Origin of the sequence: Tateyamaria sp. (assembly GCF_039945315.1) — a bacterium.
Classification (GTDB): Bacteria; Pseudomonadota; Alphaproteobacteria; order Rhodobacterales; family Rhodobacteraceae; genus Tateyamaria.
This window is the reverse complement of the sequence record NZ_JBDUXB010000062.1, coordinates 135,435-146,784: the sequence shown is the minus strand read 5'-3', so window position 1 is coordinate 146,784 and position 11,350 is coordinate 135,435. Positions and strand designations below refer to the sequence as shown.

The following is an 11,350-nucleotide window of genomic DNA, read 5'->3' as shown; positions in this document are numbered from 1 at the left end:
AGGGAAAGGATCAAACGAAAGACGCTCGAAGCGCGCCGCTTGCAACACAGACAACGCGCCGCATAATCAAACCAACAAGATGAGCCAAACTCTCTCTTAGTTTAGGTCGCCATTGGTTCCAAAAACTCTGACGACCGACACAGCCACATTCGTGAGATCTGGGCCGAGAAAGACCCGGCCAGGATCGAAACCCATCACATTTACGAACTGCACCGCGCCAATGCGGATCATAGGAGGCAAGCCAACTATCTCGTTCAGGTCATGGTCGTCTTGATGAACCACGCGCGATTGATTGGCTTTATCAAGAAAGAGCATGGCAACCCGGCGAAGGGCATCCCGCTCTTTAAGCAGCAGAGCGACGGCTGGGAGCCTTGGCCAGACGATGTTCGTGCCGAGTTCGAAGCGCTGGCTTCAAAGAGGGCGCGGCTGGTTTACGAGCTTTGCGTTGGTACAGGCCAACGCATTGGCGATGTCGTGAAGATGAAGTGGGAGCACTTTTCCGATGAAGGTTTCGATTTTACGCAGGGTAAAACCGACAAGCCGTTGTGGATCCCGCTTACCAACCGACTGAAAACCCATCTCGAAGGCATCGCGCGAACAGACGGCACTGTTGTGACCGACGCGAAGGATCGACCAGTGAGCTACCGTATAGTTGCCGAGGAAATGCGTACCATCAAAAGGAAGATGAAGCACGAGAAGGCGAGCTACTACAAAACGCACGGGCTAAGGAAAAACGCGACGATCGAGCTGTATCTGGCAGGATGTGATGACGAGATGGTCAAGGCTGTCACAGGTCACTCAGGCGTTGAGATGCTGAAAAAGTACGGTGGGCCGATCCGGCAAAGAGAGCTCGCGAAGCGCGCTCAAGAGGCAAGAAACCAAATGGAACGAAGCAAGACCGAAACGTGAAAGTTTCAACGGTTGTTTCAAAAATGGCAGTGAAGGAGAGTTAGGATGACGCAAGTCATTGATTTTATTGGAGGCGAGTACCGGAATCGAACCGGTGTACACGGATTTGCAATCCGCTGCGTCACCACTCCGCCAACTCGCCTTCCTATGGTGCGAGCGATGCGATAGCCGATCTCCCAATCACGCGCAAGTGCGGGCGCGCAACAATGCTGAGAACGCTTACGCTCCTGCGTTGCTCATGGGCGCGGGATGTGGCACATCTGGTGTGAGGATTCTGAACGAACGAGTTTAGCTGCAATGACAGACTTTTCCGCCCGCCGTACAATGATGGTCGATACGCAGGTCCGTCCATCGGATGTGACTAAATTTCCTATTATAGACGCAATGTTGTCGGTACAGCGCGAAGACTTTGTACCGTCTCAAAAGCGCGAGGCGGCCTATATGGGTGAAAACCTCGACTTTGGGGGCGGGCGCGTGCTGCTTGAGCCGCGCACTTTGGCCAAAATGCTCGACGCTCTGAATATCGGCCAGGATGAACTCGTCCTCGATATCGGAGCCGGTTATGGATATTCGGCCGCGGTGATTGCCCACATGGCTGTGGCCGTTGTCGCTTTGGAGGAAGACGCCGACATGGCGCGCGACGCAGAAGAAGGTCTGATGTCGGCGGGCATGGACAATGTGATCGTGCGGGCGGGAACATTGAGCGAGGGCGCGGCAGAACATGGGCCGTACGACGTGATTCTGGTTCAGGGCGGGGTCGGTGACGTTCCGGACCAGATCATTGGCCAACTCAAGGAAGGCGGCAGAATTGCATGCCTGTTCATGGACGGTGCCTTGGGCGAGGTACGCATCGGCTACAAGCTTGACGGTCGCATGACTTGGCGGCGTTCTTTCAATGCCGCGGCTCCGGTCTTGACCGGTTTTGAGAAACAGGTGGCGTTTGAGTTCTGAGTGCGACCAAACATGGCGCAGACCAATGGGCAGCAGGGGACAGAGAGCATGAGCAAGGTAGGAAAAAGCCGGATCTGGTGGCGCAACGCCACGGCCTTCGTAGTCATTGCGGGCCTTGCAGCCCCTATAGCGCAGGCGGACACGTTGGCCGACGCCCTCGTTGGGGCTTATGGCCACAGTGGGTTGCTGGACCAAAACCGCGCGCTTTTGCGGGCAGCGGACGAAGATGTAGCGATTGCGACTTCGACGTTGCGCCCCATCATTGGCTGGTCGGCAGATTTCACGCGACAGTTTGGCGATTCAACGTCTTTCGCTTCAGGTGGAATTCAGCGAGATGCGGGGTCGACCACCGCGGCCGTTGGTTTGGATTTGACGCTACAGCTTTTTGACGGCGGCGCAGATTCCGCCCGTATCGAGGCGAGCAAGGAAACCGTGTTGGCCACACGGGCGACATTGCTGACGATCGAGCAAAACGTGCTGCTGCGGGCGGCCGTCGCCTTTTTCAACGTATTCCGTCAGCAGGAATTCGTCTCATTGCGCCAGAACAACCTGCGCCTTCTGCAAGAAGAACAGCGCGCTGCTGAAGACAGGTTTGAAGTGGGCGAGGTGACGCGTACGGATGTGGCGTTGGCCGAAGCCGCTGTGGCAAGCGCACGCAGTGCCCTGGCCGCTGCTCAACGTGATCTGGTACAAGCGCAGGCCGAATACGCCAATGCGACTGGGCGTCAGCCGGGCCGCTTGACTGCAATTCCGCGGCTGCCACAAACCACGACGGATGTACCGAGCGCGCAAGGGGTTGCAGTGCGTACGCATCCGGAGATGGAACAGGCTCGCCGACAGATTGCAGCCAATGAGTTGCTTATTACAGCCGCGGTCGCAGCCAAACTGCCAACGGTCAACCTGCGCGGCACGCTAGGTTTCGATGAAGACCTGAACTCCGGTAGCGGCGATTCACAGATTGGCACCGTCGGTGTGAACGTGACAGGCCCGATTTATCGGGGTGGCGAATTGAGTGCTGCCGAACGTCGGTCGGTGGCTGTTCGAGATGCCTCTCGCGGCAATCTCCATACGGTGCGGCACAATGTGCAACAGGACGTCGTGATCGCGATTTCCAATCTGGTGGCCGCGCGTTCAAGCATTATTGCCTCCGAAGAGGAAGTCCGTGCATCGCAGGTGGCTTTTGACGGAGTGCGCGAAGAAGCGACTTTGGGCGCGCGTACTACGCTGGACGTGCTGGACGCGGAACAGGACCTACTGGATGCTCGTACGACCCGGATTTCTGCGCAAGTCGATCAATATGTCGCTTCGTATCAGGTTCTCGAATCGATGGGCTTGTTGACCGCGCAAAGGTTGGGGCTGCCAGTGCAGATTTATGATCCGGTAGCATATTATAATCTGGTCAAGAACGCGCCCACCAACCGTTCAAAACAAGGGCAGCAACTTGATAAGGTGCTGAGAGCCCTGAAACCAACTGATTAAGGTTTTCAGCACAGTGTTGTGCGACTCTTATGCGCGGGCTAGACTGCGCAGTGAGGCTATGAGTGGTAAAAAGAATGTCTGATCCGATGACCAACACCGATGTCGAGGACGTTCTAGCGTCTATTCGACGTCTGGTGTCTGACAACGGGCGTCCCGGTTCCGCGACCGTCCAACAACCCCCGAGTGACCGTTTGGTCCTGACCCCTTCGCTGCGTGTACCCGAAGAGAATGATGCTGACCAAGCAGGGTATGAGGATGAGACTGAATTCGAAGACGCGCCTTTCGCAGACGATGTGCAGGACGAGGAAAATGATACCTTGTCGACATTCGCTGAAGCCGCGTTTCGCTCGGAGCGCTCTGCACCTGAGGGCATCAACGTGCGACAGAGCGGGTTTGTGCCAGCGGATGAGAACGCCGTCGTGGCAAAGTTGTCTGCCAATCTGACCGCCGTAGAGGCGTCTGACGTCGCAGAGCCGCTGAACGAGACAGAACTGAACGAGCCGTTGGTCTTAACGAACCACGAGGACGAATATGACGATCGAACGACGCCAGACCTGAAAGAGGCGACGTCGGTTGACCATGCATCTGACACCTCCATTGTTCCAGAACACTGGGCCAGTGAGCTGGACGACCTGGCGGCATTGGATATCTCTGTTGAGGTTGAAGAGGCAGGTGCACCGGAAGGGTCTCTAACCGAAGACACCTCTAATGACGATGAATATGCGGGCGAGATAGACGCGCTGTCGGCAATCGAATTTGATGAAAGCGATCTGGTGGCTGCGACACCTGAACCCGCAGAAAAAACCCTGAGCGAAAAGATCGCAGCGTTGGAAACTTTGGTTGGTGCACGGCGCGATCAGTTCGAGCCGGATGATCTGGGTACGGACGCCTACGCAGGCACCGAACCGCCAGCGATGGAATGGGAAGATGTTGAGCCCGAGGGTGACCTTGCAGATCAATCTGATCCGGCGGCGACGGTCGAAAAGGCGGAAACTCATTTAGACGCGGATCTTGAAGCGCAAGCGACTCCAGAGGTTCATGAAAGTGTTGTTGCAGAGCAGGCTCAACCTGAGCCCGAAGTGGCCGATACTGTCCAGACCGAAGGTCCACAACAAGGCGAGTCTGACGTCACGCCGGAGGAGGCCGCGCCGGCCTCTCAGGATACTGCGGCCGATGCTGCGCCTGCAGCTCTATTTGGTTCGGACGATGACGTGCTGGACGAAGAGGCCCTTCGCGAATTGATCAGCGATATTGTTCGCGAAGAGTTGCAGGGCGCGCTGGGAGAACGGATCACCCGGAATGTTCGTAAACTGGTGAGGCGCGAGATTCACCGCGCACTGGCGGCTCAAGACCTCGAATGATCTGTTCCACGGGCGATGTTCGCCGCCCGTTGTCCGGTTCAATGCGTTGAACACACCTGCACATTTGCTGATTGGCGCCGCAGTCTTTGGCCGCCCAGCACACTCACGGATCATTCTTGCGGCTTTTGCCGGTGCATTGCTGCCTGATCTGTCGCTTTATGTGATGGCGGGGACCGCGCTGTTTATCCTGTCGATCCCGCCTATGCGTGTGTTCAACGAGCTGTACTTTTCAGATGTGTGGCAAACAGTCTTTGCGATCGACAACACATTCTTGCTGTGGGGCGCACTTCTGGGTCTTGCCCTATGGCGACAGGCGCCTTGGGCCATTGCGTTGACGGGATCTGCGGTCCTGCATCTGCTGCTCGACTTTCCACTGCACCACGATGACGGGCGGCCCCACTTTTGGCCAGTGTCCGCGTGGGTGTTTGAAAGCCCGATCAGCTACTGGGACCGCACAAAAGGGGCAGGGTGGGTTGCTCCGCTTGAAGCCGGCCTGGCTCTTTTCGCGGCCGGAATGCTGTGGGCCCGGCGAGTACCGCTGTGGGCCGCTCTGCTCACGGGCGTGCTGCTATTGGCCGAGTTTTGGATAGTGCGGCAGTGGCTATTTTTCTTTGTGGACAGTTAGGCGCCACGTTCCTTCCATACAAAAGAAAACGCGCCCGGCAGAGGGGCGCGTTTTCAGAAACAGCAGAGTTTGGTTTTATCAGGCCGCTTCGGCCTGTTGAGCGGCATTACGACGCTCGGATTCTTCACGGCTCAGCGCGACAGAGGTACGGACGCCTTTGCCAACAAAATCCATCAGCCCGGTGACAACCCGCTCGTTGGGGTCGATCCCGGCACAGCTCAGCACTTCGCGCCCATCGCGCGAACGCGCCCAGCGGGCAATCTGCTCTGGACCATTGCCATATTTCTTGTCATCCGCGATGGCGTCATCAAGCGCTGCCAACACCACGGCTGCAAACAGTTTACGTGCACGGTTGCCTTGTTCGTTATTAAAGGCTGTGCCGTCAACGAAGTCTTTCATTCGTCGTCCTTTCTTTTATTCTTGCTCTTGTCTTTTTCGGCGTGACGCTCGTTATGACCTATCTTAGTCGATTCGGACACCCTCTATTTGCATAACACCCTTGCGTTTTTTGCATACCTCGCTGCGGGCGCAGCACTGCATCTGGTTGCCTTGCAGGGCATCCATACCCGAGATATAGGATGCAACAACTTTTCATCAACCTTTTGCCATGGTTTTGACACATGCCTAAAATCAACGGAAACGAAATACGCCCGGGAAACGTTCTGGAACACAACGGTGGTCTGTGGGCTGCGGTCAAGGTGGACCACGTAAAGCCCGGAAAAGGCGGAGCATTTGCTCAGGTCGAAATGCGCAACTTGCGCAATGGGTCCAAGCTAAACGAGCGCTTCCGCAGTGCCGACAAAGTCGAACGCGTGCGTCTTGAACAGAAAGATCAGCAGTTCCTTTATGAAAACGACGGTATGCTCGTATTTATGGACACGGACACCTACGAGCAAATCGAACTGCCATCCGAAATTCTCGGGGAACGGCGCCCATTTCTGCAGGACGGAATGACAATCGTCGTCGAATTTCACGAGGCCGAAGCCCTAAACGCGACACTGCCCCAAAAAGTCGTGTGCAAGATCGTCGAGACAGAGCCCGTCGTAAAAGGTCAGACAGCAGCGAACTCGTTCAAACCTGCCACGCTCGACAATGGTCTAAAAGTTATGGTGCCGCCGTTTGTGGGGCAGGACGAAGACATCGTCGTGAACACCGAGACCATGGATTATTCTGAACGCGCCTGATCCAAAGCGCGCCAATGTCAGACTTGGATTCTGACCGGAAACTGCCTCAGTTTCCGGCACCTTTCCAAACAACGTCTGCCCCGCCCGCTGTCATTGGTCCTTGGGCCCGGTCAAACCTAAGAAAGGCTATGGCGTGGTCTGCATGCCGGCTCAGCAACGTGCCGGCCAATTTATCTCCGAACATGATGGGCGTGCCGGGGGTCGCTTCACCTGTCACAACCACCTGCACCAGCCCTTTGCGCAAGGACGTCTTGTGCTTCATCCGAGCGGTGACTTCCTGTCCGACATAGCACCCTTTCCGAAAATCCACGCCCTTGATGGCCTCAAACCCCGCTTCAAGGATGAAGGTGTCCGGTGTCAGTTCGATACCTGTTTCAGGTATCATGTGGGTGACACGAAGCGCTTGCCAATCAACGTCATCGACGACTTGTGGCTCTGAGCGATATGCCCGCCAACCTAAGGCGGGATTGCGCGGGTCGTCCATGCCATCCGGTGGGCAATTATCAAGGCCACGATGCACAAACAGGTTCGCATCTGCGATCGTCACGTTTGCCCGCAATTTATACATGCTCAAGCGCATGCGTAACATGTCTGCCTGCTCCGCGGCTGCGTCCAGAAGCACATCATCACCCGCCGCGCTCAGGAAAAAATCAGCAAGGTATTTGCCTTGCGGTGTCAGCAACGCGGCATATACCAGCCCGTCGTCAATGCCGTTAACGTCATTGGTGACCAGACCCTGCATGAAATTCCGGGTATCTCCGCCCGAGAGGCGGAAAACATGGCGTTCGGACATCAGCGTTCCTTTCGCTAAACTCACATGTCATATAACAGTCTCATGCACCGGAAAAAGGGGGCACGCGTGCCTGCACCACTGTCAGTTATTATCCCGACGCTCAATGCTGGCCAAACCTTGCCTGCATGTCTGAGTTCTTTAATGGAGGGATTGGAAGCCGGTCTGATTGCCGAACTGATCATCAGTGACGGAGGGTCGGTAGACGAAACTCTCATGCAGGCCGATGCGTGGGGTGCACACATAATTACGGGACCGGCCTCGCGTGGGGGGCAGTTGCGGCGCGGATGCGCGCAGGCGCGAGCCAACTGGTTTTTAATTCTGCACGCCGACACGGTGCTCAGTCCCGGATGGACCAATGCGGTCGGCACACATTTGGACATCCAGAAAGCAGGCTATTTCCAACTGAGGTTCGACAGAGGCGGACGCACGGTCGCTGCTTGGGCCAACATTCGAGCGCGTCTTTTTGGTTTGCCATTCGGGGATCAGGGCCTGCTGATCCCACGTGCTCTTTATTCGCATGTTGAAGGGTATGCCGACATACCCTTGATGGAGGATGTGGCCATGGTTCGTGCGCTGAAAGGACACCTGATCGCACTGGACGCGCAAGCCATCACCTGCAGCGCAAAGTTCCGCAAGCAAGGGTGGGTCAGGCGCGGCGCGCGAAACCTATGGACGCAGGCGCGTTATTTTGCAGGGGCAGACGTTGCCACGCTGGCCCGTCACTACCGTCGTTAATCTCCCAGTAAACGCGCGCGCAGGCGGGCCAGTAAACCGTGCCCCGCCGTCGAGTCACCCGGATGGTCGTTAACAATCGCGCGCGCGCGCGCGCCATCAATCACGGTTTTTCCGTCCTTAAACTGCAGCCGATACAGGTCGGCGTAGATGCCGCCTCTTTCCAGCAATTCTTCATGTGTCCCGGTATCTTTGATTTCGCCTCGGTCCATAACAACGATCTTGTCCGCGCCTTGGATGGTGGACAGTCGGTGCGCGATCACCAGCGTCGTGCGTCCTGCAGACAGGCGATCAAGGGCATTCTGGACCACTTTTTCGGATTGCGCATCAAGGGCCGATGTCGCCTCGTCCAGCAACAGTACAGGCGTGTCACGCAAGAGAGCGCGGGCAATGACAACGCGCTGGCGCTGCCCGCCTGATAGGGCTGACCCACGCGGTCCCACATGGGTGTCAAGCCTATCCGGCAGCTTGTCGAGAAAATCAGTGACATGCGCCGCATCCAGCGCTGTTTTAAGACGTTCTTCGGGGATGTCCTTCTGACCAAGTAAAATGTTCTCGCGTAGGGTTTCGTCAAACAACAGGGCTTCTTGCGTGACAACCGAATAGAGTCCGCGCAAGTCGTCGAGGTTCATTTCCTGAGTGGTGACACCGCCAATCCTGACGTGACCCTCTTGAGCATCCACCAGGCGCGTCAACAGGTTGAAGATCGAAGATTTGCCTGCCCCGGACGCGCCGACCAGCGCTGTCGTTTCTCCAGGGCGGGCGGTGAACGACACGTCCTTGAGGACGCGCGTGTCGCCGTACGACAGCGAAACGTGCTCCAGCGTGATCTCAGGCACGCCAGTTGGAGGTGTGTTGGGGTTTTTTGGCGATGTCAGAGCAAGGGGCGCATCCAGCAGTTCCTTGACACGTTCGATGGAAGCTGCCGCCGTCTGCCAGAGCCCCGATATAGCACCCAACCGGCGCATCGGGTCAAAGGCAAAGCCCATAGCGGTGAAGAAAGTCATGAACTGGCCGATGGTCTTGTCGCCGGAAATGATTTCAGAACCGCCGTATAGGATCACGGCCATGAACCCGACGCCCGAAATGATGTCGACCATGGCCGGAATGGCAGCGCTGCCCAAGGCAGTTTTGGTCTGGGTGCGTACAAAGCGTTGGGTGAGCGAACGGTACTGGCGCGCCTGATACCGTTCCAAGGCGTTCAGCTTGACTTGCACGATGCCATGAAAGACTTCATCCAGACGGGTTGACAGATTGGCCCCCAGATCGCGGGATTTTCGTGCTTGGCGGCGGACATAGCCCTGCGCAGAGGCCGCAGGCAAGATTAGAAGTGGAATCCCGACGCAGGCCAGCAGGGCCCAGATCGGGTCGACACTGATGGCGACACCGAAAAGCACGATAAGACCTATCAGGTCGCGCCCCGCACCAGTGATGATGGCCCGCCACACTGTTCCAATGGCGTCTACGTCACCTTGTACCCGCTGAATCAAAAAACCGGGCGGGTGAACCTGATGAAAAGCCCCATCCTGAAGCATGATCCGGTCCAGCAAATCCATGCGCAACGCCGCACCTGTTTTCAGCGCGACACGAGTCAAAAGGAGTTTCTGAATGACCGAAGAAAAAGCGCGCACAGCAAAGATCACGACAACCAACACGGCAACCCAAAGCAGCATGCCCCCATTGCCCTGCACAAACACGTCGTCGAACATCGGCTGCATCATGTAGCTGAGCGCACCGACCATCGATCCTTCGACGAACATGAAAAATACAGCGACCGCCATGATGCCTGTGTGCTTTTTCAGGTACGAGCCCCATAGCCATTTGAGCAGCGGCCAGGACGCAATATGTGGTGCTTCTGAAGTGGAAGGAGAGGTCACGCGTGGGCTACTGACGGCGCTCGGCCGTGCTCCGATGATTTACCTGTCCTCGTGGTGTATCTCGGGCGAACCTGCGGGGCAAGCATTGAGGGCGATTGACGGCGCGCTGCGGCACGCTAGTGTCCGCGAGATCGCAATTCGTCGGAGACACGCATGTCCACGCCCCCAATCGCCAGCTTTGGTCGCGACTACCTTGCCATTCCGGGTCCGTCAGTGATGCCCGACGCTGTTCTACGCGCGATGCATCGTGGAGCGCCAAACATTTATGCAGGTGAGCTGGTGGATATCGCTGCGAGCCTCGTACCAGATCTCAAACGGGTGGCGCGCACAAGTGGCGATGTCGCGATGTATATCGGCAATGGTCATGCAGCATGGGAGGCAGCATTGGCCAACACCATCGCGCCGGGAGAAACAGTTCTGGTGCCTGCAACGGGGCGCTTTGGCCATGGATGGGCGGATATGGCGCTTGGTCTTGGGGCCGAGGTTGAAACACTCGACTTCGGCAAGCGTGATCCAATGGATATGGACCGAATCGCAGAGACGCTGCGCGCTGACGTGGGCCACAAGATCAAGGCGGTTCTGGCGGTTCACGTGGACACATCCACGTCGATCCGCAACGACATCGCCGCGCTGCGAGCGGTTTTGGATGCGGTCGGGCATCCCGCCCTTTTAATGGCCGATTGCATCGCGTCGCTGGGGTGTGACAGGTTCGAAATGGATGCATGGGGCGTCGACATGATGGTGGCGGGCTGCCAAAAGGGGCTGATGGTGCCTCCCGGCATGGCCTTTGTGTTCTTCAACGCTAAGGCCGCCGCGGTCCGATCATCCATGCCACGGGTTAGCCGGTACTGGGACTGGACCCCGCGCGCCAACCCGGAAGAATTCTTTATGTATTGGAATGGGACTGCACCGACCCATCACCTTTACGGGCTGCGCACGGCCCTCGATATGCTGCACGAGGAAGGGATCGAGGCGGTCTGGGCGCGGCACGCCCGTTTGGCCCGTGCGATCTGGGCTGCTTGCGAAATCTGGTCGCAGGATGGGCCGCTCGAGCTGAACGTGGCGGACAACAGCAATCGCAGTTGTGCCGTGACGGCGCTACGCCTCGGCGCGCCAAACGGGACGGCGTTGCGAGATTGGGTCGAGCATAACATCGGGCTGACACTTGGCATTGGTTTAGGCATGGCGCCTCCGGGCGATCCTTCCTGGCATGGATTCTTCCGTCTGGGTCATATGGGGCACGTCAACGGGCACATGATCATGGGCCTGCTGGGCGGCATCGAAAGCGGTCTGGCCGCGCTGGACATCCCGCGCGGGTCGGGCGCTTTGGAGGCGGCTGCAGGGGTGATCGCCACAAGGTGATGAGCCAGAGCCGGTTGGGCGCTACTCTTTGCCCTAGTGATCAATCGCACAGTGTGGGTTCGGTGCCTGGTGCTGAG

The 11,350-nt window shown here is 57.4% G+C and carries 11 protein-coding genes and 1 tRNA gene; 8 read left to right on the top strand and 4 right to left on the bottom strand.

Features of this window, described 5'->3' with window-relative positions:
• The first annotated feature begins 273 nt into the window (after window positions 1-273).
• Window positions 274-909: a site-specific integrase gene (xerC, locus tag ABJD00_RS21220; RefSeq protein WP_413830911.1), complete on the top strand. Its 636-nt coding sequence runs from the start codon at window positions 274-276 to the stop codon at window positions 907-909.
• 68 nt (window positions 910-977) lie between these two features.
• Here the strand turns inward: xerC and ABJD00_RS21215 are convergent.
• Window positions 978-1,051 (bottom strand) — tRNA-Cys (locus ABJD00_RS21215).
• Window positions 1,052-1,206: 155 nt separating this feature from the next.
• Between ABJD00_RS21215 and ABJD00_RS21210 the strand changes: the two genes are divergently transcribed.
• The 4 genes from ABJD00_RS21210 to ABJD00_RS21195 all read left to right on the top strand — a co-directional run bounded on the left by ABJD00_RS21210 (window position 1,207) and on the right by ABJD00_RS21195 (window position 5,325).
• Window positions 1,207-1,860, top strand: a complete 654-nt coding sequence (locus ABJD00_RS21210) for a protein-L-isoaspartate O-methyltransferase family protein (RefSeq protein ID WP_413830909.1) — start codon at window positions 1,207-1,209, stop codon at window positions 1,858-1,860.
• 48 nt (window positions 1,861-1,908) lie between these two features.
• Window positions 1,909-3,339 carry a TolC family outer membrane protein gene (locus tag ABJD00_RS21205; RefSeq protein WP_413830907.1) on the top strand — a complete coding sequence of 477 codons (1,431 nt, stop codon included), beginning with the start codon at window positions 1,909-1,911 and terminating at the stop codon, window positions 3,337-3,339.
• Between the two features lie 74 nt (window positions 3,340-3,413).
• On the top strand, window positions 3,414-4,700 hold the full coding sequence (locus ABJD00_RS21200) for a hypothetical protein (RefSeq protein WP_413848702.1): 1,287 nt from the start codon (window positions 3,414-3,416) through the stop codon (window positions 4,698-4,700).
• A 46-nt stretch (window positions 4,701-4,746) separates the two neighbouring features.
• A complete protein-coding gene (locus tag ABJD00_RS21195) occupies window positions 4,747-5,325 on the top strand; it encodes a cobalamin biosynthesis protein CobQ (RefSeq protein WP_413830903.1) in 579 nt (192 codons plus the stop codon).
• Between the two features lie 78 nt (window positions 5,326-5,403).
• Here ABJD00_RS21195 and ABJD00_RS21190 read toward each other — a convergent pair whose 3' ends face one another.
• On the bottom strand, window positions 5,404-5,724 hold the full coding sequence (locus ABJD00_RS21190; protein WP_008228933.1) for a DUF6280 family protein: 321 nt from the start codon (window positions 5,722-5,724) through the stop codon (window positions 5,404-5,406).
• Window positions 5,725-5,945: 221 nt separating this feature from the next.
• On the opposite strand from ABJD00_RS21190, the gene efp reads away from it, so the two are divergent.
• On the top strand, window positions 5,946-6,509 hold the full coding sequence (efp, locus tag ABJD00_RS21185) for an elongation factor P (protein WP_108838302.1): 564 nt from the start codon (window positions 5,946-5,948) through the stop codon (window positions 6,507-6,509).
• Window positions 6,510-6,555: 46 nt separating this feature from the next.
• Here the strand turns inward: efp and ABJD00_RS21180 are convergent, their stop codons facing one another.
• Window positions 6,556-7,302: a YgfZ/GcvT domain-containing protein gene (locus ABJD00_RS21180; RefSeq protein ID WP_413830900.1), complete on the bottom strand. Its 747-nt coding sequence runs from the start codon at window positions 7,300-7,302 to the stop codon at window positions 6,556-6,558.
• A gap of 66 nt (window positions 7,303-7,368) precedes the next feature.
• On the opposite strand from ABJD00_RS21180, the gene ABJD00_RS21175 reads away from it, so the two are divergent.
• The gene (locus tag ABJD00_RS21175; RefSeq protein ID WP_413830898.1) at window positions 7,369-8,037 is read left to right on the top strand and encodes a TIGR04283 family arsenosugar biosynthesis glycosyltransferase; all 669 of its coding nucleotides are present in this window, start codon (window positions 7,369-7,371) and stop codon (window positions 8,035-8,037) included.
• On the opposite strand, the gene ABJD00_RS21170 is transcribed toward ABJD00_RS21175, so the two are convergent.
• On the bottom strand, window positions 8,034-9,815 hold the full coding sequence (locus ABJD00_RS21170; protein WP_413848704.1) for an ABC transporter ATP-binding protein: 1,782 nt from the start codon (window positions 9,813-9,815) through the stop codon (window positions 8,034-8,036). The two genes, ABJD00_RS21175 and ABJD00_RS21170, sit on opposite strands and share 4 nt — an antisense overlap.
• 249 nt (window positions 9,816-10,064) lie before the next feature.
• On the opposite strand from ABJD00_RS21170, the gene ABJD00_RS21165 reads away from it, so the two are divergent.
• Window positions 10,065-11,273, top strand: coding sequence for a pyridoxal-phosphate-dependent aminotransferase family protein (locus ABJD00_RS21165; protein ID WP_413830894.1), 1,209 nt, complete (start codon window positions 10,065-10,067; stop codon window positions 11,271-11,273).
• Window positions 11,274-11,350: the final 77 nt, after the last annotated feature.